The following is a 22,837-nucleotide window of genomic DNA, read 5'->3' as shown; positions in this document are numbered from 1 at the left end:
CCCCAGCCATTATCGGCGGGGATCGCGAAATAATGGTCGGAGACATTGGCCCCGCCGGTCATCACGCGGGTATCGTCAGCGATCGCGATCTTCTGGTGGTTGCGGACAAGATAGCGCCGGGTCAGCCGGGGTGAGAAAATCGCAAAGCTGCCACCGGCCTGTGTCAGCGGCTCGAAGAACTCTTCTCCGGCATCATTGCCGAAATCATCGACCATCAGTTCAACCGCGACCCCGCGCTGCGCTGCCTCCACCAGGGCATCACGCACAGCGGTGCCCGCTGTGTCGCTGTCGAACAGGTAATAGAACACCTTGAGGCTGGTCTGCGCCGATCCGATCAGATCGATCAGCGCCTTCAGCCTGTCCCGCCCGTGCGGGTAGAAATCGAAACTGTGCCCCGCTGCCTCGACGGTAAAAGGATCGAGATCGGCGTAATCCGGCGCGTTGTCTTTTGCCGGGTCATCGGCGGGGGCGGGGTTTCGGGCGGCGTCCATGGCGCTTCTTAGCGCGAAGCAGGCCTCCCGCGAAAGGGCTTCGCGGCGAATAGCGGCCGACTGCGACAAACCGCAGCGGTCAGACCGCTTTGGCGGGTATGGTCAATTGCCTCCGAACGAAGCCAGCGATGCGGAATCGAGATGCTGGAGAATGCGTTCCAGCGCTGCAATGTTGCTTGCGTCTTCGGCAGTATCAAGCGCGTCATGCAGCACCGCGCGGATATCGTCAGCCTCGACCAGCTCCATTTCCCAACCCGGATACAAACGTTCCCGCTCTTCGATGCCCATGTCCAGCGAGACGACATCATGGTGCCGCGCATCGCCGTGAAGGCTCGCGATCAGTTTCTTCACTTCGGCCGGCGGGCCCTCGATCCATTGGAAGAAGACACCGCTGCTGAACACCAGCACCCCGGTGATGCCGCGCGCAACGTTGCGGCGTTGAGAAAACGCGACGATGCGCCCGACCGCGAGATCGTCGACACCTTCAGCGGCCCGGCTGCAGTACACAAAATGCTGAAGCGTGATTGCAGCATCTTCCAGGTCAGGTGCACCGGGAAAGCCGGGTTCGTCAAACATCGGTAAACTCGATTTGTATTTGCCGGGCAGGGAGTGCCCTTGGCCGAATGAAAAGCAAGTTAGAGCATCTGCCGCGACATTGTAAGGCAGGGTCGGGGTAAGGCAGGGTCGGGCAAGGAAGATGCGCGCTGCGCCGCAATCCTTGACTTTCCGCCCCCCCGTGCGTAGCTGCGCGCTTCCCTTTCATAGTGATTCCCGAAAAGGCCGCCCATGGCACGCGTTACCGTTGAAGATTGCGTCGACAAGGTTCCCAACCGGTTCGACCTCGTGCTGCTCGCGGCGCAGCGTGCGCGCGAGATTTCGGGTGGCAGCGAACTGACCATTGATCGCGATCGGGACAAGAACCCGGTCGTGGCCCTGCGCGAAATCGCGGAAGAAACCGTCAGCCCGGTCTCGCTGCACGAATCCGTTGTGGTCGGCCTGCAGAAAATCCTGCCCGATGACGAAGACGAGGCCGATGAAATCGGCTCGCTCAGCCAGTCGGCCGAAGCGCTGCGGATCACCGCATCGGCGCCCGCCCGTACCACTTCGCTGGGCAGCGATTACGACGGCTGAGTATTCGGTTCACGAATTCGGCCTGATTCAAGGGGCGGTCCAGACCGGCGTTTGCCGGCTCCAGACCGCCCCTTGATCGTTCCAGCCCCCTGCTTGACCGGTTCTTGACCCCGCCTTGCCTGCGCTTGCCAACGCACAGAGGTCCGCTATCCCAGAGGCTGTAACGTTACGGTCACATGAAAAGCGGCACGGCGAATGGCATCGATTGCGGTCTACAGCGTCAAGGGCGGGGTCGGAAAAACCACGCTGGCGGTCAACCTCGCGTGGTGTTCGGCCAGCATCTCGCGCCGCAAAACCCTGCTGTGGGATCTGGACGCGGCCAATGGTTCGGGCTTCCTCCTCGGGATCGATCCGAAGCGGAAACATAGCGCGGACAGTGTCTTCGGCGACGGGGGGGATCCGGGCAAGCTGATCCAGACCACAGCCTATGCCGGCCTCGACCTGCTGCCGGCCGACGAAAGCATCCGCGCCATCGACCGCACGCTTGACCGGTTGGGCAAGAAGAAACGACTGGCGAAACTGACTGCGGCGCTCAACAAGGATTACGACCGGATCATCTTTGATTGTCCGCCGGTTCTCAACGAGTTAAGTACCCAGATCATTCGCGCTGCCGACCTGGTGATCGTCCCCCTGCCCCCCTCCCCGCTATCGGCTCGCGCGTTTGAAGTCGTGGTCGAAGAAGTGCGCGGGACCGGCAAAGGGCACCCCCCGATCCTGCCCGTGCTCGCCATGCTTGATTTGCGAAGGGGCCTGCACAAACAGGTGCGCGAGGCGAACCCGACGTGGCCGGTCATCCCGCTCGCCAGCGCGGTCGAACAGTGTGCGGTGGAACGCAAACCTGTGGGTGCCTTTGCGCCGCGATCCCCCGCAGCGCGGGCGATTGCCCAATTGTGGACGGCGATCGAACGCAAACTCGCGGCGAAATAAGCTGCTTTTGCAGCTGCGAAGAAACCGCTTATACTCGCGATTGAGACGAGGCATCGGGGGCGCATGCGATGAACGGGTTCGGCGAAAGCATCGGCACAGCAATCGAAGGCGGCTTGCTTGGCCGCGCGGTAGAGCCCGGCGCGGGCGAGGCTGATGGTCACGCCAAGGGCCCTGTCAGCTGCGCCAATTGCAGCACCCAATTTGTGGGCCACTATTGCCCGGAATGCGGCCAGAAGGCCCACCTCCACCGCAGCATGGCCGCGATCGGCCACGATATCATGCATGGTGTGCTGCACCTTGATGGCAAGCTGTGGGAGACGCTGCCACTGCTGGCGTTCAAGCCGGGCAAGCTGACCCGCCGCTATATCGACGGAGAGCGCGCCAGGTTTGTCAGCCCGATGTCGATGTTCCTGTTTACCGTGTTTGCGATGTTCGCGGTGTTTCAGCTGGTTGGCCTGTCAGCGCCAACCGATCTCGCGTCCGACTACTTTGCGCAGGGCGACGAAAATCCTTTCGAGACCGACGTGCGCAAGCAGATAGAGACACTCGAGAAGGAGCAGGCCTACCTGCCCGCCAACAGCGCGCGACGCACCGAGATCGAGAACGAGCTCAAGGGGCTCAATTTCGTCCTGACACAGGCGGGCAGCACATCGGGTCAGTCCGACAATCGCATCAACATCCAGGGTGGCGATCACTGGATCGACAAATATGTCCTTGCAAAATGGAAGAACAACCCGGGCCTGATGCTCTACAAGTTGCAGGCCAACGGTTACAAATTCAGTTGGTTGCTGATCCCGCTATCGGTGCCCTTCCTATGGCTGATGTTCGCGTGGAGGCGGCAGTACAAGGCCTATGACCACGCAGTGTTCGTGACCTATTCGCTGAGTTTCATGTCACTGCTGTTCATCGTGATGTCGATCCTCAGCACGATTCCGGGTGGCGGCGGCTGGGCAGCAATGCTGTTCATGATCGCTGCCCCCCTGCACCTCTATAAACAGCTGCGTTATGCCTATGGCCTGACACGCTTTTCCGCGATGTGGCGGTTTTTTGTCCTGCAGGTCTGCATCATGATCGTGCTGATGCTGTTCTTGCAGGCGTTGCTGGTGCTCGGCGCATTCTAGACTTTCCGGCGCACAAGAAGGGGCGCCGGAATTGCTCCCGACGCCCTTTCTTAATGCATGGCAGCGTCGTTAGGCGCCTTGTGGCGCTTCATCGCCCCCGGAACCTGTGGCCGAGCCGCCGAAACGCTTGCCCGCCTTGGGGATCGACGATCCCTGCACCGGCTGCGTCAGCACCGGGCCGCGCGGAGTATCAGCACGATCAATCTTGCCGCTTTCGAGCAAGGTCTTGATTTCGTCACCCGTCAGCGTCTCGTATTCGAGCAGCGCCTGCGCGAGCAGGTGGAGCTGATCCTCGTTGGTCTTGAGGATATCGGTTGCGCGGGCATGCGCGCCTTCGACCAAGCCCTTGATCTCGTTATCGATCAACTCGTTGGTCTGGCCCGAACGGAACGTCCGTTGTGACGCGCCCATGCCGAGATAGCCTTCCGACTGTTCCTCGTACTGAAGCGGGCCAAGCTTTTCCGACATGCCCCACTGCGTCACCATGCTGCGCGCCAGACTGGTGGCATACTGGATATCCGACGATGCGCCGGAACTGACCTTGTCGTGGCCGAAGATGATCTCTTCCGCCACACGCCCACCCATGCTGACCGAGAGGTTCGCGTGCATCTTATCGCGGTGGTAGGAATAGCTGTCCCGTTCCGGCAGGCGCATCACCATGCCCAGCGCGCGGCCGCGCGGGATGATGGTGGCCTTGTGGATCGGATCGGACGCCTCTTCGTGCACCGAGACGATCGCATGGCCGGCCTCGTGATAGGCGGTCATCTTCTTCTCGTCGTCGGTCATCACCATGGAGCGGCGTTCCGCGCCCATCATGACCTTGTCCTTGGCGTCTTCGAATTCCTGCATCGCCACCAACCGCTTGTTACGGCGGGCTGCAAGCAAGGCGGCTTCGTTGACGAGGTTGGCAAGGTCTGCACCCGAGAAGCCCGGTGTACCGCGTGCAATAACCCGCGGGTTCACATCAGGGGCCAGCGGCACCTTCTTCATGTGCACGCCGAGGATCTTCTCGCGCCCGTCGATATCGGGGATCGGCACGACCACCTGACGATCGAACCGGCCCGGACGCAGCAACGCCGGATCAAGCACATCGGGGCGGTTGGTGGCGGCGATGATGATGATGCCTTCGTTGGCTTCAAACCCATCCATTTCAACCAGCAACTGGTTCAGCGTCTGTTCGCGTTCGTCGTTCGAATTGCCCAGTCCATTACCGCGCGAACGGCCCACGGCATCGATTTCGTCGATGAAGACGATGCACGGCGCATTTTTCTTGGCCTGTTCGAACATGTCGCGCACGCGGCTGGCGCCGACGCCGACAAACATTTCGACAAAGTCAGAGCCTGAGATGGTGAAGAAGGGCACGCCAGCTTCACCCGCAATGGCGCGGGCCAGCAGGGTCTTGCCGGTACCGGGCGAACCCACCAGTAGCGCGCCCTTGGGAATCTGCCCGCCAAGCTTGGAAAAGCGCTGCGGATCGCGCAGGAATTCTACGATTTCCTGCAATTCCTCGCGCGCCTCGTCGATCCCGGCGACATCATCGAATGTGACCTTGCCCGAACGTTCGGTCAGCAGCTTGGCCTTGGACTTGCCGAAGCCCATCGCGCCGCCGCCGCCGCCCTTCTGCATCTGGCGCAGCGCGAAAAAGGCAATACCGAGGATCAGCAGGAACGGCAGCGAATTGAGCAGGATGAACAGGAACACGTTCTGCCCTTCGCGCTGCTTGCCGGTGAAGCGCACGTCGTTGTCTTCCATCAGCTTGGTGATGTCGGTGTCGTTGGGCACTGGCACCGTGCTGAAGGCATCGCCGTTCTTCATCGTCCCGGTGATCAGCTCATCGCTCATCTGCACCTCCTGCACCTGGCCCTCGGCCACGGCAGTGCGGAAATCGGAATAGCGGATTCCGGCGCCAGTGGTCTGGCCCGCATTGCTGAACATGGTGACGACCAGCAGGAGCGCGAGAAAAATCCCGCCCCAGATCATCAGCTGCTTGACCCAGGGGTTGGGGCCATCGCCCGGCTGTTGGGGATCGTTCTGCTCGCTCATCGCACAAGATTCCTTTCGTCAGGCGTCAATGTAGGGCGGCGAGGATGAATCGCAAGATAATGCACGGCTTTCGCCATACTGGCATTTTTCGAACAGCATGATGCGAATTATCGATCCTTCGCAGCCATGGCAGGCGAGCCATAGGCGGCAAGGAACACATCCACCGCGCCGTGGATACGATGGCGGCTTTGCTCTGGCGTGACCACTGCGCCAAAGCGGCGTTCGAGATCGCCCATGCCCTTGCACATCGAAACGAACTGTTCGGCGGCCAACATCGGATCGTCGATCACCAGATCGCCATTTTGAGTCGCCGCCGCCAGCCACGCACCAAAACCCTGCTTCATCCGCCAAGGCCCGGCTTCAAGGAATGCGACGCCGACGGCAGGCTCGATCTCGGTTTCGGCCGCGATGCGGCGCTCGAACTGGATCATTTCCGGCCGGAACAGGAACGCGAAAATCGCCTCACCAATCGCGGTGAGGCGTTCGCGAATCGTGCCCTGCGGCATCGCTTCCAGCGAAAAATGTCCGCGCATCTTTTCGCATTCACATTCGACCGCAGCAGCAAACAACGCACGTTTGTCACCAAACTGGTTATAGATCGTTACCTTGGACACGCCTGCATCGGCGGCGACCTGTTCGATCGCCGTGGCGGCATAGCCATTGAGGAAAAACAGGTGCGCGGCGGTTTCGACAATCGCCTGCCGCTTGGCCGCATCAAGCGGACGGCCCGCCTTGCGGACGGCCGGACTTTTTTTCTTGCTGGCGGATGAACCGCATATTGACAAAGTGAACGGCTCCGTTCAATTAAACGCTACCGTTCAATATTGGGCTGCTCTGGCGCTTTTTGCAACCCTGCCCGCGTGCAAAGGTAACTCATCCGTGATCTGGATTGCCATCAGGATGCTCACCGGCGATGCCCAGAAGTTCTACGGGCTGTTGTTCGGCATCGGCTTTTCCACCCTCCTGATCACGCAACAGATGACGATCTTCGTCAATCTGGTCGAGCGCGGGGCGAGCGGCGTCTATAACGCGCCCGAGGCCGAAGTGTGGGTAATGGACCCGGTCAGCCGCACCACCGATGTGAGCTACGCCATGCCCGGCACCGCACTCGACAAGGTGCGAGCGGTCGAAGGCGTGGAATGGGCCGTGCCGCACCTGCGTGCACAGGCCACGGTGCGCACCAAGGAAGGCGATCTGGAGGGTGTTGGCGTGATCGGCGTTGATGATGCGACTCTGATCGGCTTGCCCGCTCGTATGGCACAGGGCGACAAAGCAGTGCTGTTTGCGCCCGATGCAGTGGTGGTGGACGATACGGGCGCGCTGCGTTTCTTCCCGCCAGAGGTCAACCCGATCGGCGAGCGGCTGGAACTGAACGATCAGCGCGCCGTCGTGCGCGGCATTGCCGATGCGATCCCCAGCTTCACCAGCACCGTGGTGCTATACACCCGTTATTCCAACGCGCTGAACTTTGTGCCGGGCACGCGCAACCGCCTGTCCTTCGTGCTCGTTGGCGTGGCCGATGGCCAGACGCCCGAAGACGTGGCTGACAGGATCGAGGCTGAAACCGGGCTGAAGGCCGAAACCCGCGAGCAATTCGCGCGCGCCGGCGTCGATTTCATCATCGAGAACACCGGCATCCCTACCAATTTCGGGATCACCGTGTTGCTGGGTTTTGTCGTAGGCATCGCGATTGTCGGGCTGACTTTCAGCTTGTTTCTGCGTGACAACATCAAGCAATTCGGCGCCTTGAAGGCGATTGGCGTGACCAATGCCAAGATCGTGCAGATGGTCGGCGCGCAGGCAGGGATGGTTGGCCTGATCGGCTATGCGCTTGGCGTGATCGGCACGGTTGCCTTTATCAAGGGCTTCGGCGCCAATCCGTTCTTCAAGGGCTTTTACATCCCCTGGCAGATCCCGCTGATCAGCTTCGCCGCCGTGGTGATCATTCTGTCCATCACCGGTCTGATCGCGATCCGCAGCGTGCTGAAGACCGAACCTGCATCGGTGTTCAGATGAGCGAGAGAACCATCATGGACACCAAGGCCATCGGCGGCTGCGCGCCCGAAGCGGCGATCTGCGCGCGCGGCATCGCCCGCGATTTCGAAGCCGGGCAAAGCACCATCCGCGTGCTCCACGGGATCGATACAGATATTCGCTCCGGCGAGATGACTTATGTCGTGGGCGAAAGCGGATCGGGCAAGACCACGCTGATCTCGATCATGTGCGGCATCCTGTGGCCGACCGAAGGCGAGGTAAAGGTGTTCGGCACCGATATCTACAAGCTGTCGGACACGGATCTGGTCAACTTCCGGCTCAACAACATCGGCTTCATTTTCCAGCAGTATAACCTCATCCCCTCGATCGATGTCGCCAGCAACGCCGCCGTGCCGCTGATCGCGCAAGGCGTTCCGCGCGAGGAAGCGCGCGAGCGGGCCAAGGTGCTGCTCGACAAGCTGAACATCGGCAATCAGGCAGACAAGCTGCCGCGCCAGCTTTCGGGCGGGCAGCAGCAGCGTGTCGCCATCGCCCGCGCGCTGGTGCACGAACCGCGCCTTGTGGTGTGCGACGAACCCACCGCAGCGCTCGATGCCTCGTCGGGCCGCCGGGTAATGGATCTGCTGCGCGAAGTTGCAGTGGCGCCAGATCGCGCCTGCATCATCGTGACCCACGATAACCGCATCTTCGATCTGGCTGACCGGATCATCGTGCTGGAAGATGGCCGCGTGACCCATGACGGCAAGGAAATGCCCGATGATCACTGACGCCCCCTCCCACTACCCTTCCCTCCCGAAAAGTCCGAGGACACCATGCTGCGCAATCTAAGCTTTGCCCGCCAGATCCTGCCGGTCGCCGCGCTGATCGGCGTAGCCCTTGGCGCTTGGCTGATATTCTTCGGCCTGCCTGATCGCTCCACTTCAGAGCCTGCCGAACAACCGCCCAAGGCGGTCGGCAAGCTGGCCGAAGGGCCGCGCGTGGCGGGTGCCGGTATTGTCGAACCATCCAGCGAGGTGATCGACATCGGCTCGGCGCTGTCGGGCCTCGTCACCGATGTGCGGGTCCAGCCCGGCGACAGGGTGGGCAAAGGCGAGGTGTTGTTCACCGTCGATGCCCGCGCCGCGCGTGCCAGCCTTGATCAGGCGGGCGCCGCTATCGGCGAAGCCCGCGCCGCGATAGCCGAGGCGAACGCGGCGCAATCCACCGCGCGCCAGCAGCTGGCGCTCTATCGCAATCTCGACGACCCGGCCGCTGTCAGCCGCGCCGAAGTGATCCGGGCCGAGGGTGAGGAAGCCGCCGCGACTAGTCGCCTCGGCCTTGCCCGTGCGCGCCTCGCCGCGGCGCAATCCGCTGCTGCTGCCGCCCGCACCGAGATTGAACGGTTGGTAATCCGCGCGCCGATTGCGGGCGAAATCCTCGCCGTGAACATCCGCCCAGGCGAATTCGTCGCCACGCAAGGGGGCGGCAACAGCCAACCCTTCATCCAAATGGGCGAAACCAATCCGCTGCACGTGCGCGTGGATATCGACGAGAACGAAGTCGCCCGCGTGGCACTGGGCGAACCAGCAGTGATTTCACCGCGCGGCGCCGCCGAACTCCACGTCAACGCCACCTTCGTCCGCGCCGAACCGCAGGTGGTGCCCAAGCGATCGCTCACCAATTCTGCTGCCGAACGCGTCGATGTGCGGGTTTTGCAGCTGATTTATGCCCTGCCGCAAAGCGATGCCTTCCGCGTCGGCCAGCAGATCGATGCCTTCATCCCCGCCAAGGCAGCGGCTGCCAAGAAGGGGGGCTGAGGCCATGCGCCGTCCGCTTCTCATCACTTCGCTGCTGGCGCTCACGCTTGGCGCCTGCTCCGCCAACCCCGCGCCGGATATCGCCACGCCTGCGCCGCCCGTGCCCGACGCGTTCTTTTTCGCGCCTGACACAGGAACGCAGTCCAGCCTCGCCGCGCTGATGCCCGCAAGTGATCCGGCCTACCTTTCCTTATCGCAAGCCGCCATCGCGGACGCGCCAAGCCTTGCCGAAGCTGCCGCCCGGATCGAGGCCGCTCGCGCCGGTGCCCGCCGCGCCGGGGCCGAACGCCTGCCCAACATCACCGCCGATACCAGCATTCGCCAGAACCGCATCAACACCGCGCAATTCGGTGCAGCGGGCGCGCAGGGTTTCATCCCCGAAGAGCAGACATCTTACGGCGCGAACATCACTGCCAGCTGGGATCCCGACATCTTCGGGCGGCTGAGGGCGCAGGAACGCGCCGCAATTGCCCGGATTGATGCCGCGTCCACACAGGCGCAGGGCGTGCGGCTGGCGCTGCTGGCGGAGATCGCCGCCAGCGTAACCGATTGGCGCGTGATCGAGGCGCGCTCTGCCGCGATCAACGATGATGCCGCCGCCGCGCAGGAACTCGCCAGGCTTGCCCGGTCGCGGGAGGATGCGGGCATCGCCCCCGGCTTCGACCGCGTACGGGCCGAAGCGACCGCCAGTTCTTCGCAGGTGCGCCTTGCCGCGCTGGAAAGCGAACGGGCGCGCTTGATCGGGCGTCTGGTCACGCTGACCGCGCAGGATGCCGCGACTGTGCGCACCGCGCTCGCTGCGGCAGCGCCGAAGCTGGCTCCCGCTGCCGCGCCCCCTTCGCTGCCTTCCGAACTGCTCGCCAACCGGCCCGACGTGGCCGCTGCGGCCGCAAACCTTGCCGCCAGCGATGCCGATCTGGCCGCCGCCGCCCGCGCCCGCTTCCCGCGCATTACCCTGTCGGGTGTGATCGGGCTGCTGGCATTCAGCCCCGGCGATTTCTTCGATACGGATTCTATCGTCGGCACGCTGACTGCCGGGATCGCCGGGCCACTGCTCGATTTCGGACGGGTGGGCGCTGGCATCGATGCCGCAGCGGCAGACAAGCGCGCCGCCTTTGCCACATATCGCGGCGCGGTATTCCAGGCGCTGGGCGATGCCGAGGCGGCTTATGGCGTGGTCAACGCTGCCGACCGGGAAGCGCAGCTTTCCGTCAACGAGCGCGACCTGTTGCAGCGCGCCGCCAGCCTTGCCGATACACGTTACCGCGCAGGCCTCGCCAGTTTCCTCGAAGTGCTCGAAGCGCGCCGCGCTGCCGATGCCAGCGGTGAACGCGCCGCCGCCGCACTGGGCCGCGCCAGCCGCGCGCGGATCGTGCTGTGGCAGGCGCTGGGCGGCGAGGTCAGCTCAGGCGCGGCGCTGGATCAGGGCTGACCGTTCACACCGGCACACGACTTCATCGCGCTGGTTCCACATTTCGTGAACCCAGGTGACAATCCCCGCATCGGGGCGCGATTTGCTTTCCCGCAGTTCCTTGACCTCGGAATAAGCGCGCAGGGTGTCACCGATGAACACCGGCTTGGGCGTCACTACCTTGTCAAAGCCGAGGTTGGCGACCAGCGTACCCAATGTAGTGTCCCCGACCGAAAGCCCGACCAGCAGGCTGAAGGTGAAGGTGGAATTGACCAGAATCTGCCCGAAGCCGCTGGCCTTGGCTGCCTCGACATCCAGATGCAGCGGCTGCGGATTGTGGGTCATGGTTGAAAACAGCAGGTTGTCGGTCTCGGTCACGGTGCGGCGGATTTCGTGTTCGATCCGCTCACCCACCACCCATTCATCGAAGAACTTGCCAGCCATTATGCCTCCTCGGCCCAGCGCGCGACCACATCTGCGCCATCATCCGCGCCGGAACGCACCGCACCGGGCGTGCGGCTGAACCGCGGAGCAGGTGCGGTGTGCCATATCCCGTCATGCTCCACATAGGCGCCCCGCGCCTTCATATGCGGGTGATCGCGCGCCTCCTCGATCCCCAGCACGGGGGCGAAACAGGCATCGGTGCCTTCGAGCAGATCGCACCATTCGGCTTGAGTTTTCGTGATGAACAGCGCAGCGAGTTTCGCGGCGTGGTCATCCCAGTTGGCGGGGTTCATCTGCCCCTGCGCCAGTTCGGCAGGAGCGCCGGTTTTCGCCAACAGTTCGGCATAGAACTGCGGCTCGATCGACCCCAGCGAGATTTCCTTGCCGTCCGCGCAGGTGAAGCAGCGGTAGAAATGCGCCGCCCCGCCCAGCATCCCCTTGCCGCGGTCGGTGGAAAGGTGCGGCATATTGCGCACCCCGAAGAAGAAGCTCATCAGGCTGGTTGCCCCGTCGACGATTGCAGCATCGACCACCTGACCCTTGCCCGACTTTTCGCGCTCATACAGCGCCGCCATGATCCCGAAAGCGCAATACATCGATCCGCCCCCGAAATCGCCGACAAGGTTCTGCGGCGGCGTAGCGGGCTCGCCCGGCTTGCCCACTGCAGCCAGCGCGCCAGTGATGGCGATATAGTTGATGTCGTGGCCTGCTGCGTGCGCGAGCGGGCCTTCCTGTCCCCACCCGGTCATGCGGGCATAGACAAGGCGCGGGTTGGCACCGAGGAGTTCTTCCGGCCCCAGCCCCAGCCGCTCCATAACACCGGGGCGGAACCCTTCAATCAGCACGTCAGCGTTCGCAGCAGCGGCGCGCACGGCGGTTTTGCCTTCGTCGCTTTTGAGATCAACCGCCAGCCGGTGCCGCGCGCGTTCGACCACCGGGTTGCTTGACACCGCACCCGGGCGGTCAATCCGCACTACTTCAGCGCCCAGATCCGCCAGCAGCATGGCGACGTGCGGCCCCGGCCCGATCCCGCTGAACTCCAGAACCCTGAGGCCGGCGAGCGGCCCGTTTAAGTTGGTCATGCGTCTCTCCCTTTGCCCCACGCTTTATGCGCGGGCGCGGCGGACTGGCAAGGGGCGGCAGACTGTCGATTCTGCGGCTCGCTTCAGGCCGAACGGGGCGTTGCGAGGACGATTGTGCATTGCACCAATAGGGGGTGCTTGCTAGGCGATTTCCCTTACCGTGGGGTCGCTCCACTGGGGGATTTTCGTGAAAGTTGCCATTTTCGGACTGGGTTACGTCGGCTCTACCGCCGCAGGTTGCATCGCCAGCCAAGGGCATACGATCATCGGGGTCGATGTCAGCGACGCCAAGGTCGCTGCCCTCAATGAAGGGCGTGCGCCGGTGTATGAACCTGGGCTCGACGATCTGATCGCCGCCGCCCACGCCGATGGCCGGGTCAAAGCCGTGACCAAACTGACCGACGAGCTTGACGATGCCGACATCGCCATCGTCTGCGTCGGCACGCCAAGCGGCGTCGATGGCGCGCACAACATGAGCTATATTGCGCAGGTCACGCGATCGATTGCCGCCGCCATCAAGCCTGGCCGCAAGGTGCCGCTGACGCTGGCCTACCGCTCGACCATGCGGCCCGGCAGCTGCGAAAACATCATCTGGCCGATCATCCAGAGCCATCTGGGCGATGCGGCAGAAAGCGCCGTCGAGCTGGTGTACAATCCCGAATTCCTGCGCGAAGCCAGCGCCATCGAGGACTTCTTCAACCCGCCCAAGATCGTGATCGGCACGCTGGGCGGGCGGCCTTCGGCCAACATGGCGAAGCTCAACGAAGGGATCGAGGCTCCGGTATTCGAAGTGGGCCTGCGCGAGGCGGAGATCACCAAATTCGTCGATAACTCCTGGCACGCGGTCAAGGTCGCCTTTGCCAATGAAATCGGACGCGTGTGCCAGAACCTGGGCATTTCCGCGAAAGAAGTGCACGCGATCTTCAAGAGCGACACCAAGCTCAATCTCAGCGCCTATTATACCCGTCCCGGCGGTGCGTTCGGCGGGAGCTGTCTGCCCAAGGATGTGCGTGCGCTGCAATACATCGCCGCTGACACGGGCTCTGCCACACACCTCGTGGACTCGCTGATCCGCTCCAACGAGGCGCACAAGCACCACCAGTTCCTCTCTGCCACTAACGGGCTGGAGCCTGGTGCCAAGGTGCTGCTCGTCGGCCTTGCCTTCAAGCTGGAGACCGATGATCTGCGCGAAAGCCCCGCGGTCGATATGGCGCGCAAGCTGCTCGAAGCAGGATACGATCTCGACATCTACGACCCCAAGGTCGCGCCCGACAATCTGGTCGGCCAGAACCTCGGCTATGCCTATTCGGTGCTGCCGCGGATCGACGGGCTGATGGTGACCAAAGAGACCGCCGAAAGCCGTGATTATTCCCGCATTATCGCCACCAACCGCCTGATCGACGCGCTCGGCGTCGATGCGGCCAAGGTCGTCGACACCAGCACCATAGCCTGAGGATGAACGCCGCGCTCGCCGCCACCATCACCGCCGAAGAAGGCATCCCAGCGGTCATCGAAGGTGAACCGCTGAAGGGTCGCCATGTTCTGATTGTGGTAGAAAACCTGCCCCTGCCGTTCGATCGGCGGGTGTGGCAGGAAGCGCGCACGCTGAAGGCGGCAGGCGCGCATGTTTCGATCATCTGCCCCACCGGCAAGGGGTACGAGAGCCGTTTCGAGGTGATCGACGGCATCGAGATCCACCGCCACCCCCTGCCGCTGGAGGCCAAGGGTGCGATCGGTTTTCTCGCCGAATATGGCGCGGCGCTGTTCTGGGAAACGCTGCTGGCGTGGCGCATCCACCGCAAACGCCGGATCGATGTGATCCAGGGCTGCAATCCGCCCGATCTGATCTTCCTTGTGGCCCTGCCCTTCAAACTGTTTGGCGTGCGCTACATCTTTGATCACCACGACATCAATCCCGAGCTTTACGAAGCCAAGTTCAACAAGCGCGGGTTCTTCTGGTGGCTGATGGTGCTGTTCGAAAAGCTGACCTTCATGGCGGCGGATGTGTCGATCGCAACCAACCATTCCTATCGCAAGATTGCCATCGAACGCGGCGGCATGGCGCCTGATCGGGTGCATGTCGTGCGCTCTGGCCCTGATCTTTCGAAGCTGAAACGCGTGCCTCCCGCAGAAAACTGGAAGAACGGCCGCGCCCACATGGTCGGCTATGTCGGGGTGATGGGCGAGCAGGAGGGGATCGACCTGCTGATCGACGCGGTGGAGCATCTGGTGCGCAACACAGGCCGGGAGGATATCCAGTTCGTGCTAGTGGGCGGCGGGCCCGCGCTGGCGGATCTGAAGGCGCTCACCGAAGCTCGGGGCCTCGCGGACTTCATCACCTTCACCGGCCGTGCGCCCGATGCCGATCTGTTCGAGGTGCTGTCGACCATGGATCTCGGCGTGAACCCCGACCGGGTCAACGCGATGAACGACAAGTCGACCATGAACAAGATCATGGAGTATATGAGCCTCGGCAAGGCGATGGTGCAGTTCGATGTCACCGAAGGGCGGTTTTCGGCGCAGGACGCCTCGCTCTATGCCCAAGCCAACAATCCGGTCGATCTGGCCGAAAAAATCGCGGCGCTGGTGGATGATCCCCAAGCGCGCGAAGCAATGGGTGCCTTTGGCCGCGAACGCGTTATCAATGAACTCAACTGGCAGCACCAGATCACTCCGCTGCTGGCCGCCTACACGCAGGCGCTGGCACGCTAACCGCCCGCAAACAGGCTGGTTATGGTAAAAAACATGACAAGCCTAACGCGATTTTAAGGCTCTGCCGCCAATGTCCCGTCTGCGATGAGCGGGACAATCACTTCATGAACGCACCTTTCGATGCCAGTACGGCGCTTGGTAAAGACGCCCTCGGCAATCCTGCGCCAGATCATCAGGTCGCGGTAATCGGGCTCGGCTATATCGGCCTTCCGACCGCCGCACTGCTCGCCTCTTATGGCTGGAGCGTTTGCGGCGTCGACGTATCACAGCGCGTCGTGGATACCGTAAACGCGGGCGGAGTGCATATCGAGGAACGCGATCTCGACAAGCTGGTGCATGACGCCATCACCGCACAAACGCTGGTCGCCTCCACCGAGGTGCCGACCGCCAGTTTCTACATGATCGCTGTGCCCACCCCGCTGGGGCCGGATAATGCGCCCGACATTTCCTATGTCGAAGCCGCCGCCCGCGCGATTGCACCCAAGATTCTTCCCGGCGCCTGCGTCATCGTGGAGAGCACCTCGCCGGTTGGCACCACCGAAAGGGTTGCCGCAATCATCTCTGAATTGCGCCCGGACCTTGCGGTGCCGCGCGATGGTTGCGCGGACGATGCTGACATCGCGCTCGCCTATTGCCCCGAACGGGTGTTGCCGGGCCGGATCGTCAACGAACTGGTTCACAATGATCGCGTGATCGGCGGCGTGACACCCGCCTGCGCCGAGCGCGCGGCAGTGCTTTATACCAGCTTCGTGCGCGGCGATTGCCTGTATACCACAGCCCGCGTGGCCGAGACCGTCAAGCTGGTTGAAAACAGCTTCCGCGATGTGAACATCGCATTTGCCAACGAACTTTCGATGATCGCCGATATCATCGATGTCGATGTGTGGGACGTGATCCGGCTCGCCAACCGCCACCCGCGCGTCAACATCCTGCAACCCGGCCCTGGCGTGGGTGGGCATTGCATCGCTGTCGATCCCTGGTTTCTGGTGGCGGGCGCACCGGACACCGCACGGCTGGTGCGCACCGCGCGCGAGGTCAATGATCACAAGGCGGTGCATACCGAAGGCAAGGTACGCGCGCTGCTGGAAGCCGCGCCCGAAGGCAAGGTCGCGCTGCTCGGTCTCGCCTTCAAACCCGATATCGACGATTTCCGCGAAAGCCCCGCGCTGGAGATTGCCGAAGCGCTATCCCGCACTCACGGCAATCGCATGCTGGTGGTGGAACCCTTTACCGAAGACCTACCCAGGGGGTTTGCAGGATCCGGCGCACAACTGGTCACGCTTGACGCGGCGCTGCGTCAGGCCGAAATTGTCGTGGTGCTGGTCGATCACACTGCTTTCAAACACCTCTCGCCTGCCGATCTGGCGGGCAAGCTGGTGTTCGATACACGCGGCATGCTGCGGCGATGAGCAAAGCGGGCGCGCAGCCGCGCATCCTCATCACATTCGGCACCCGGCCCGAAGCGATCAAGATGTTCCCGCTGGTGGCTGCATTGCAAGACACTGGGCGGTTTGATGTAAAAGTGGTCGTGACCGCCCAACATCGCGAATTGCTCGATTCGGTTCTGGCACTAGCCTCGCTCAGACCCGATCTAGACCTCGACCTGATGCAGCCCAGCCAGTCGCTTGATGCGCTGTCGGCCCGCATTCTGACGCGGTTTGGCGAGGCTTTGGACGCTTTGAAGCCTGATCGGGTGCTGGTTCATGGCGATACGCTCACCACCATGATGGCGACCCTGGCATGCTATTTCCGGCGGATTCCGGTCGGTCATGTCGAAGCCGGTTTGCGCAGCGGCGACATCTATTCGCCTTGGCCGGAGGAAGTGAATCGCAAGGTAACCGGCGCGGTCGCCGATCTGCATTTCGCTCCGACCGAGACCGCAGCGGCGGCATTGCGTGCTGAAAACGTTGATGAAAGTGCGATCCATGTGACGGGCAACACCGTGATCGATGCGCTCCTGTTCGCGCGCAACCGGATTGCCGCAGACCCAGGCTTGGCGCCGACGATTTTGTCTTTGAAAAAACGCTTCGCGGGCAAACGGATCATTGCAGTCACTGCTCACCGGCGCGAGAATTTCGGCGAAGGGATGCGCCAGATCGCCGCTGCCCTGGCCACTCTGGCTGAACGCGAGGATGTGGCGATCATCTATCCACTTCATCCCAACCCCTCTGTCGCGCAGGTGATGCGGCCGGCGCTGGAGGGCAAGCCCAACATCGCTCTGATCGAACCGCTCGATTACCTCAATTTCGTCGCGATGATGGAGGCGAGCACTTTGATGCTGACCGATTCTGGCGGCATCCAGGAGGAGGCTCCCAGTCATCAATTACGGACTACCCGCTCAGGAACCAGACGATGCTCGCCTTTGCAGGCCTCGCGCTGCTGCTCCTCGCCCGCATCGCAAGCGATGGCAGGAGAGCGCAACAATGATCGCACGCCTGGTCTGGTTCATCGCCTTGGCGGCTCTGGCCGTAATTACGACAGCACTGCAAATCGACAAACAGTCGGACATTACGCCCTCGCTCGCAGCGACCGTGCCGCCGCCCCTGCGCAATTACGCCCAGACCCGTGTCACATTGGCGGCGCTGGAAGCGGGCGATCCGGCAATAGCACTGGCAGAGGCAGAGGTGCTGGTGCAGCGCCGCCCTGTTCCGGCTGAATATCTAAGCCTGCTGGCCATCGCACAGGCGCGCGCCGGGCAGGCAGAACGGGCCGCGCTCACCATCCAGATTGCCGGACAACGCGGCTGGCGTGAGCCGCTTGCACAGGAATCCGTATTGCGGCTTGCGCTGGCAGCTGGAGATAAGCCCGAGGCCGCCCGGCGGTACGCAGCGCTGATGCTTCACAGCGCCGCGTCCAATGACGTACTGCAGGAACTGGGAGAGCAAGTGCTTGACGAGGCAGGAGGCCCCGGGCGCCAGACGATGATCGATATCGTCAGCGCGGCAGAACGTTGGCAGTCCCGGTTTCTGCGGCGCGGGCAAGTGGTGATCAAACCCGATGCCTTTGCGGAAATCATCGCTGGAAGTGTTGCGCAGGGGAAAGCCTTCGATTGTCCGGCGCTGGAGCAGGCAGTCAGGGCGCTCGCTCGGCGCGATCAGGAAGCGGCGCGCTCCCTTGCACCGACAATCGAAAATTGTCGGCGAAACTAAAGGGTGCGGATCACTCCCGAGAAGTCCAACGCTGCATTTTCCTTGGCAAAGGCTTCATAGATAGCGCGGGCGTGTTCGCCCAGTTCAACCTTCGCGCCCGCTTTCGACGCTGCTTCCATCGCCAGCCGCAGGTCTTTCAGCATCAGTCCGGCGGCGAAGCCGCCCTGATAGGCGTTGTCGGCGGGTGTGGTCGGGCCGACACCGGGAACCGGGCAATAGGATGTCATTGACCAGTTCTGCCCGCTTGAGACGCTGGAAATGTCGTAAAATGTCTGCGCGTCCAGCCCCAGCTTCTCGGCCATGGCGAAAGCCTCGCAGGTGCCGATCATGTGGACTGCCAGCAGCATGTTGTTGCAGATCTTGGCGGCCTGACCGTTGCCTGCATCGCCTGCGTGGATCACCGCCTTGCCCATTGCTGCAAGGATTGGCTGCGCGCGGGCAAAAGCTTCAGCGGTGCCGCCGACCATGAAGGTGAGTGTGCCACCATTGGCCGCTGCGATCCCGCCAGATACAGGGGCATCGACCATCTGATAGCCGTGCGCCTCGGTCACTTCGATCACTTCGCGCGCGGTGGCGACGTCGATGGTCGAGCAATCGAGCAGGATCGCGCCTTCGGGCGCATGGCCGATCACGTCGTCCCAGTAGACCTGTTTGACGATCGCGCCATTGGGCAGCATCGAGACGACCGCTTCGGCGATGGCACAGGCTTCCTTGGCAGTAGCGAAGGTCTCGCAGCCAGCCTCGCGCGCTGCGGCGAGCGCGGGTTCGGAAAGGTCGAAGGCGCGGACTTCGTGGCCAGCCTTGACCAGGTTGGCAGCCATCCCGCCGCCCATGTTGCCGAGCCCGATAAAGGCGATTTTCATGTTACTCTCCGTTCATCATCGCGACCGGCCGAAGGTCGCGTGGCAATCCATGGCGCTTGGTTATCTATCTGTCGTACCATGGATTGCGCCGTCACTGCGTTCCTCGCAATGACGAGTTTTGGCAGGCCTACCGCCCCTTCCACTGCCCTTCCCGCTTTTCAATGAAGGCGGCCATGCCCTCGGCCTTATCCTCGCTCGCGGTGAGGATCTGGAAGATCCGGCGCTCGACGATCAGCCCTTGATCCAGCGTCATTTCAAACGCCGAATTCACCATTTCCTTGTTCGCAATCACGGCCATCGGCGGCATCCCCGCAATAGTTGCGGCGGCCTTGAGCGTTTCGGCAATCAGCTCCTCATGCGGCACCACGCGGGCGACGAGATTGCTGCGCTCGGCTTCGTCCGCCGCCATCATCCGCCCGGTCAGGCACATTTCCATCGACTTCGACTTGCCGATCGCGCGGGTCAGCCGCTGCGATCCGCCCATGCCCGGCGCGACGCCCAGCTTGATTTCGGGCTGGCCGAATTTCGCCTTGTCGGACGCGATGATGAAATCCGCCATCATCGCCAATTCGCACCCCCCGCCCAGCGCAAAGCCGTTGACCGCCGCGATCCACGGCTTGCGGGTCTTCTTGACGATCTCGGCCGTCCACGGGCTGAAGAAATCGTCGAGGAAGAAATCGGCGGCCGCTTTCTCGCTCATTTCCTTGATGTCGGCCCCGGCGGCAAACGCCTTGTCGCCGCTGCCGGTCAAGATCGCGCAAAGCTGCGAGCCGTCCGCCTGATAGGCGGCGAAAGCGTGGATCAACTCCTCCAGCACCTTGGAATTCAAGGCGTTCAACGCCTGCGGACGGTTGATCGTCAGCAGCGTGACGCCCCTATGCCCTTGCGCATTGGCTTCAGCGGTGATGGTTTCGTAAGTCATAGGGGCTTCCATTCCTCATCAGCGGGCAAGGGCGCGAAGATCGCGTCGAGCAAATTTTCGGTCACCTCCTCGGGCGAGGCCGGGTTCCATTTGGGATCGCCAGTCTTGTCAGTGATCACCGCGCGCACGCCTTCGGCAAAGTCCGGGCGGGTCAACACGCGGCTGGCGATGCGGTATTCCATCCGCATATTGTCGGCAAAGTCGCTCAGTACCGCGCTCTCGGCGAGCTGCCGCAGTGCTACCTTGCAGGTTTGCGGGCTCTTGGTGCCAAGGGTGTCGCGTTCCTTCGCCGCCCAATCGTCGCCCCCATCCGCAGCCGCTTCGAGGCTGGCGAGGATGTCTTCATAAGCGTCCGAGGCGAAATGCTTCGCAACCTTGTCAGCATTGGCTTCGATCCGCGCCTTGGGCGGGGTGCCGACCGGTTCGCTGAGGATGCCGGCGATCCGGTCCGGGTGATCGTGGATCCGCGCCTTGATGTCTTCGAGTATTTCGTGCGGCACGTAATGCGTGGCGAGACCCGTCCACAGGCACTCCGCCCCATCGAGCCGGGCACCTGTCAGCGCCAGGAACTGCCCAAGCCTGCGCCCCAACCGCGACAAGTACCAACCGCCGCCGACATCGGGGAACAGGCCAATCCCGGTTTCCGGCATGGCGAACCGGGTGTTCTCGGTCGCCACACGGTATTTGGCGGGCTGCGAGATGCCCACGCCGCCGCCCATCGTGATACCATCCATGAAAGCCACAATCGGCTTTGCATAGCTGAACATCTGGTGGTTGAGCTGGTATTCGTCGTGGAAGAACTTGCGGCCCGACACGCCGTCATCATTCAGTGCCGAATCGCGTAGGAAGGCGATGTCTCCCCCCGCGCAGAAGCCGCGCCCTTCGTTGTGATCGAGGATCACCGCCTTGATGGCGTCGTCCTGCGCCCATTCGGTCAGCGCCGCGCTCATCGCATGGCACATGTCGAGTGTGAGCGCATGCAGCGCCTTGGGCCGGTTGAGGCTGATATGGCCAATCGGGCCGTTGGTGGAAATCAGGACGTCGTCAGTCATTGTGCTTTCCTTGGCCGCCGTCACTGTCGCAGCAGGTCGCGGCCGACCACCATGCGCATGATCTGGTTGGTGCCTTCAAGGATAGAATGCACCCTCAAGTCACGCCAGAAGCGTTCGATCGGGTAGTCCTGCAAATAGCCGTAACCGCCGAACAATTGCAGCGCGCGGTCGACCACGGCGCTGCCATTATCGGTCGCCAGCCGCTTTGCCATGGCGGAGAAACGCGTTTTGTCAGGCGCGTTATCGGTCACCTTCGCCGCCGCCAGATAAAGCAGCGCGCGCGCCGCCTCCAGATCGGTGGCCATGTCAGCAAGCATGAACTGGGTGTTCTGGAATTCGGCGACGGCTTGGCCGAACTGCTTGCGATCCTTGGTATATTGGATCGCTTCATCAAGGCACCGTTGTGCGCCGCCCAGCGAACACGCGCCGATGTTCAGCCGCCCGCCATCCAGCCCCATCATCGCAATGCGGAAACCTTCGCCCTCACCGCCGACGAGGTTTTCTACCGGCACGCGCACATCTTCAAGGATCAGCTGTGCGGTCGGCTGGGAATGCCAGCCAAGCTTCTTCTCGTTCGCGCCGAAGCTGACGCCGGGCATGTCCTTTTCGATCACCACGCAGGAAATGCCTTTCGGGCCATCCTCGCCAGTGCGCACCATCACTGCGTAAATCTCGTTCGCGCCCGCGCCGGAGATGAATTGCTTGGTACCGTTGATCACGAAGTGATCGCCGTCGCGCCGCGCTGTGGTGCGCAGCGCCGAGGCGTCCGAACCACTCGACGGTTCGGTCAGGCAATAGCTGGCGATGTGCTCCATCGTGATCAGTTGCGGCAGGTATTTCGCCTTTACTGCATCGCCGCCAAAGCGGTCGATCATCCATGCGGCCATGTTATGGATCGAGATGAAGGCGCTGGTGGAAGGGCAGCCATAGGCCATCGCCTCCATGATCAGCGCTGCTTCGAGCCGCCCCAATCCGATTCCGCCCGATTCTTCGGAGACATAGATTGCGCCAAAGCCGAGTTCGGCGCTGCGCTGGATCGTATCGCGCGGGAAGATATGTTTCTCGTCCCATTCCGCCGCATGGGGCGTGATCTGGTCGGTGGTGAACCGCTGGGCGACCTCCTGGATCGCGAGCTGATCGTCGGTAAGCTGAAATTGTCCTTGCATGGCGACGTGCTCTAGCGGGTGTGGCGGGGTTGGAAAAGGGCGGCGCGCACCGATCGTCTATGGAATATTGCTAGTGCGGCTGCCAGCTGCGAAACCAAACGGGCCATCCGGATCGTATCTGCCCACATGGAACGCCGCATGCCGACGCTGATTTTCGTTTATAACGCCGATGGTGGCCCGCTGAATGCGCTGCGTGACATGGTGCATAAAATCATCTCGCCAGCGACCTACCCCTGTTCGCTTTGTGCGCTCACCTACGGCCCCTTTGCGATGCGGCGGGGGTGGCGCAACTTTCTGGACTCGCTGGGTTGCGCAAAGCTGTTTCTCTACCGCGATGAGATGCGTGACCTGCCTCACATAGACGATCTCGCATTGCCCGTAATCCTGCTGGCGCGCGGGCCGGGACAGCCAGAGGTGCTGGTTGATGCAGACGAACTGAGCGGGCTGGACGATTGCGATGCTCTGATAGCGTTCGTGGAGCATAGGCTGGAAGTAGTGTGCTTCGCCTGATCCGGGACGCAGGCAGATGCCC

At 62.5% G+C, this 22,837-nt stretch carries 23 protein-coding genes; 13 read left to right on the top strand and 10 right to left on the bottom strand.

What is annotated here, in order from left to right; genetic code table 11:
• The coding region (locus IP79_RS11365; protein WP_233994182.1) for a phospholipase D-like domain-containing protein at window positions 1–491 on the bottom strand (491 nt) is incomplete at its 3' end.
• A gap of 102 nt (window positions 492–593) precedes the next feature.
• Window positions 594–1,067: a BLUF domain-containing protein gene (locus tag IP79_RS11360; protein ID WP_054119414.1), complete on the bottom strand. Its 474-nt coding sequence runs from the start codon at window positions 1,065–1,067 to the stop codon at window positions 594–596.
• Between the two features lie 210 nt (window positions 1,068–1,277).
• Here IP79_RS11360 and rpoZ point away from each other — a divergent pair, with 210 nt between their 5' ends.
• The 3 genes from rpoZ to IP79_RS11345 all read left to right on the top strand — a co-directional run bounded on the left by rpoZ (window position 1,278) and on the right by IP79_RS11345 (window position 3,670).
• A complete protein-coding gene (gene rpoZ / locus IP79_RS11355; protein ID WP_054119413.1) occupies window positions 1,278–1,622 on the top strand; it encodes a DNA-directed RNA polymerase subunit omega in 345 nt (114 codons plus the stop codon).
• Between the two features lie 195 nt (window positions 1,623–1,817).
• Entirely contained in the window at window positions 1,818–2,549 is a 732-nt protein-coding gene (locus tag IP79_RS11350) for a ParA family protein (protein WP_054119412.1), read from the top strand.
• Between the two features lie 68 nt (window positions 2,550–2,617).
• Complete coding sequence (locus IP79_RS11345; RefSeq protein WP_054119411.1) at window positions 2,618–3,670, top strand: DUF3667 domain-containing protein; 1,053 nt, start codon at window positions 2,618–2,620, stop codon at window positions 3,668–3,670.
• Between the two features lie 69 nt (window positions 3,671–3,739).
• On the opposite strand, the gene ftsH is transcribed toward IP79_RS11345, so the two are convergent.
• A complete protein-coding gene (gene ftsH, locus IP79_RS11340; RefSeq protein WP_054119410.1) occupies window positions 3,740–5,713 on the bottom strand; it encodes an ATP-dependent zinc metalloprotease FtsH in 1,974 nt (657 codons plus the stop codon).
• Window positions 5,714–5,820: 107 nt separating this feature from the next.
• Entirely contained in the window at window positions 5,821–6,498 is a 678-nt protein-coding gene (locus IP79_RS11335) for a TetR/AcrR family transcriptional regulator (RefSeq protein WP_233994181.1), read from the bottom strand.
• Between the two features lie 94 nt (window positions 6,499–6,592).
• On the opposite strand from IP79_RS11335, the gene IP79_RS11330 reads away from it, so the two are divergent.
• Genes IP79_RS11330 through IP79_RS11315 form a run of 4 tightly spaced genes read left to right on the top strand, consistent with a single transcriptional unit; the run spans window position 6,593 to window position 10,936 of the window.
• A complete protein-coding gene (locus IP79_RS11330; protein WP_054119409.1) occupies window positions 6,593–7,729 on the top strand; it encodes an ABC transporter permease in 1,137 nt (378 codons plus the stop codon).
• Window positions 7,726–8,475 (top strand): ABC transporter ATP-binding protein, encoded by a 750-nt coding sequence (locus IP79_RS11325; protein WP_233994180.1) that lies wholly within the window; start codon window positions 7,726–7,728, stop codon window positions 8,473–8,475. The genes IP79_RS11330 and IP79_RS11325 overlap by 4 nt, the downstream gene beginning before the upstream one ends.
• Window positions 8,476–8,520: 45 nt before the next feature.
• A complete protein-coding gene (locus IP79_RS11320; RefSeq protein WP_054119407.1) occupies window positions 8,521–9,504 on the top strand; it encodes an efflux RND transporter periplasmic adaptor subunit in 984 nt (327 codons plus the stop codon).
• Window positions 9,505–9,508: 4 nt separating this feature from the next.
• Window positions 9,509–10,936, top strand: coding sequence for an efflux transporter outer membrane subunit (locus IP79_RS11315; protein ID WP_054119406.1), 1,428 nt, complete (start codon window positions 9,509–9,511; stop codon window positions 10,934–10,936).
• On the opposite strand, the gene IP79_RS11310 is transcribed toward IP79_RS11315, so the two are convergent.
• Both IP79_RS11310 and IP79_RS11305 read right to left on the bottom strand, forming a co-directional pair.
• Complete coding sequence (locus IP79_RS11310; RefSeq protein WP_054119405.1) at window positions 10,910–11,359, bottom strand: MaoC family dehydratase; 450 nt, start codon at window positions 11,357–11,359, stop codon at window positions 10,910–10,912. The two genes, IP79_RS11315 and IP79_RS11310, sit on opposite strands and share 27 nt — an antisense overlap.
• Window positions 11,359–12,441 carry a CaiB/BaiF CoA transferase family protein gene (locus IP79_RS11305; RefSeq protein WP_054119404.1) on the bottom strand — a complete coding sequence of 361 codons (1,083 nt, stop codon included), beginning with the start codon at window positions 12,439–12,441 and terminating at the stop codon, window positions 11,359–11,361. Before IP79_RS11305 ends, IP79_RS11310 begins: the two co-directional genes overlap by 1 nt.
• Window positions 12,442–12,628: 187 nt before the next feature.
• Here IP79_RS11305 and IP79_RS11300 point away from each other — a divergent pair, with 187 nt between their 5' ends.
• The 5 genes from IP79_RS11300 (at window position 12,629) to IP79_RS15905 (ending at window position 18,302) form a co-directional block, all read left to right on the top strand.
• The gene (locus IP79_RS11300; protein ID WP_054119403.1) at window positions 12,629–13,894 is read left to right on the top strand and encodes a nucleotide sugar dehydrogenase; all 1,266 of its coding nucleotides are present in this window, start codon (window positions 12,629–12,631) and stop codon (window positions 13,892–13,894) included.
• A 2-nt stretch (window positions 13,895–13,896) separates the two neighbouring features.
• On the top strand, window positions 13,897–15,153 hold the full coding sequence (locus tag IP79_RS11295; RefSeq protein ID WP_054119402.1) for a glycosyltransferase family 4 protein: 1,257 nt from the start codon (window positions 13,897–13,899) through the stop codon (window positions 15,151–15,153).
• A 104-nt stretch (window positions 15,154–15,257) separates the two neighbouring features.
• Window positions 15,258–16,562 carry a UDP-N-acetyl-D-mannosamine dehydrogenase gene (gene wecC, locus IP79_RS11290; protein WP_054119401.1) on the top strand — a complete coding sequence of 435 codons (1,305 nt, stop codon included), beginning with the start codon at window positions 15,258–15,260 and terminating at the stop codon, window positions 16,560–16,562.
• Entirely contained in the window at window positions 16,559–17,809 is a 1,251-nt protein-coding gene (gene wecB, locus IP79_RS11285) for a non-hydrolyzing UDP-N-acetylglucosamine 2-epimerase (RefSeq protein ID WP_233994179.1), read from the top strand. The genes wecC and wecB overlap by 4 nt, the downstream gene beginning before the upstream one ends.
• Window positions 17,727–18,302 (top strand): hypothetical protein, encoded by a 576-nt coding sequence (locus tag IP79_RS15905; RefSeq protein WP_420705629.1) that lies wholly within the window; start codon window positions 17,727–17,729, stop codon window positions 18,300–18,302. The genes wecB and IP79_RS15905 overlap by 83 nt, the downstream gene beginning before the upstream one ends.
• Here the strand turns inward: IP79_RS15905 and mmsB are convergent.
• From mmsB to IP79_RS11260, 4 genes are all read right to left on the bottom strand, one after another.
• Window positions 18,299–19,165: a 3-hydroxyisobutyrate dehydrogenase gene (mmsB, locus tag IP79_RS11275; RefSeq protein WP_054119399.1), complete on the bottom strand. Its 867-nt coding sequence runs from the start codon at window positions 19,163–19,165 to the stop codon at window positions 18,299–18,301. The two genes, IP79_RS15905 and mmsB, sit on opposite strands and share 4 nt — an antisense overlap.
• 127 nt (window positions 19,166–19,292) lie before the next feature.
• Entirely contained in the window at window positions 19,293–20,087 is a 795-nt protein-coding gene (locus tag IP79_RS11270; RefSeq protein ID WP_054119398.1) for an enoyl-CoA hydratase-related protein, read from the bottom strand.
• On the bottom strand, window positions 20,084–21,139 hold the full coding sequence (locus IP79_RS11265) for an enoyl-CoA hydratase/isomerase family protein (RefSeq protein WP_054119432.1): 1,056 nt from the start codon (window positions 21,137–21,139) through the stop codon (window positions 20,084–20,086). Before IP79_RS11265 ends, IP79_RS11270 begins: the two co-directional genes overlap by 4 nt.
• 20 nt (window positions 21,140–21,159) lie before the next feature.
• The gene (locus IP79_RS11260) at window positions 21,160–22,305 is read right to left on the bottom strand and encodes an acyl-CoA dehydrogenase family protein (RefSeq protein WP_054119397.1); all 1,146 of its coding nucleotides are present in this window, start codon (window positions 22,303–22,305) and stop codon (window positions 21,160–21,162) included.
• A 138-nt stretch (window positions 22,306–22,443) separates the two neighbouring features.
• Between IP79_RS11260 and IP79_RS11255 the strand changes: the two genes are divergently transcribed.
• Window positions 22,444–22,815 (top strand): hypothetical protein, encoded by a 372-nt coding sequence (locus IP79_RS11255; RefSeq protein ID WP_054119431.1) that lies wholly within the window; start codon window positions 22,444–22,446, stop codon window positions 22,813–22,815.
• Window positions 22,816–22,837 lie beyond the last annotated feature (22 nt).

It is taken from the genome of Porphyrobacter sp. AAP60 (assembly GCF_001296025.1).
In the GTDB taxonomy this organism is placed as follows: Bacteria; Pseudomonadota; Alphaproteobacteria; order Sphingomonadales; family Sphingomonadaceae; genus Erythrobacter.
Note: the sequence above shows the minus strand (reverse complement) of the source record. Positions and strands in the feature narration are given on the sequence as shown.

Bases quoted from the DNA above. Each gene is read 5' to 3' on its own strand.
- IP79_RS11360 (WP_054119414.1), bottom strand. From the start codon at position 1,067: ATGTTTGACGAACCCGGCTTTCCCGGTGCACCTGACCTGGAAGATGCT.
- rpoZ (WP_054119413.1), top strand. From the start codon at position 1,278: ATGGCACGCGTTACCGTTGAAGATTGCGTCGACAAGGTTCCCAACCGG.
- IP79_RS11350 (WP_054119412.1), top strand. From the start codon at position 1,818: ATGGCATCGATTGCGGTCTACAGCGTCAAGGGCGGGGTCGGAAAAACC.
- IP79_RS11345 (WP_054119411.1), top strand. From the start codon at position 2,618: ATGAACGGGTTCGGCGAAAGCATCGGCACAGCAATCGAAGGCGGCTTG.
- ftsH (WP_054119410.1), bottom strand. From the start codon at position 5,713: ATGAGCGAGCAGAACGATCCCCAACAGCCGGGCGATGGCCCCAACCCC.
- IP79_RS11325 (WP_233994180.1), top strand. From the start codon at position 7,726: ATGAGCGAGAGAACCATCATGGACACCAAGGCCATCGGCGGCTGCGCG.
- IP79_RS11320 (WP_054119407.1), top strand. From the start codon at position 8,521: ATGCTGCGCAATCTAAGCTTTGCCCGCCAGATCCTGCCGGTCGCCGCG.
- IP79_RS11315 (WP_054119406.1), top strand. From the start codon at position 9,509: ATGCGCCGTCCGCTTCTCATCACTTCGCTGCTGGCGCTCACGCTTGGC.
- IP79_RS11310 (WP_054119405.1), bottom strand. From the start codon at position 11,359: ATGGCTGGCAAGTTCTTCGATGAATGGGTGGTGGGTGAGCGGATCGAA.
- IP79_RS11305 (WP_054119404.1), bottom strand. From the start codon at position 12,441: ATGACCAACTTAAACGGGCCGCTCGCCGGCCTCAGGGTTCTGGAGTTC.
- IP79_RS11295 (WP_054119402.1), top strand. From the start codon at position 13,897: ATGAACGCCGCGCTCGCCGCCACCATCACCGCCGAAGAAGGCATCCCA.
- wecC (WP_054119401.1), top strand. From the start codon at position 15,258: ATGAACGCACCTTTCGATGCCAGTACGGCGCTTGGTAAAGACGCCCTC.
- wecB (WP_233994179.1), top strand. From the start codon at position 16,559: ATGAGCAAAGCGGGCGCGCAGCCGCGCATCCTCATCACATTCGGCACC.
- mmsB (WP_054119399.1), bottom strand. From the start codon at position 19,165: ATGAAAATCGCCTTTATCGGGCTCGGCAACATGGGCGGCGGGATGGCT.
- IP79_RS11270 (WP_054119398.1), bottom strand. From the start codon at position 20,087: ATGACTTACGAAACCATCACCGCTGAAGCCAATGCGCAAGGGCATAGG.
- IP79_RS11265 (WP_054119432.1), bottom strand. From the start codon at position 21,139: ATGACTGACGACGTCCTGATTTCCACCAACGGCCCGATTGGCCATATC.
- IP79_RS11260 (WP_054119397.1), bottom strand. From the start codon at position 22,305: ATGCAAGGACAATTTCAGCTTACCGACGATCAGCTCGCGATCCAGGAG.
- IP79_RS11255 (WP_054119431.1), top strand. From the start codon at position 22,444: ATGCCGACGCTGATTTTCGTTTATAACGCCGATGGTGGCCCGCTGAAT.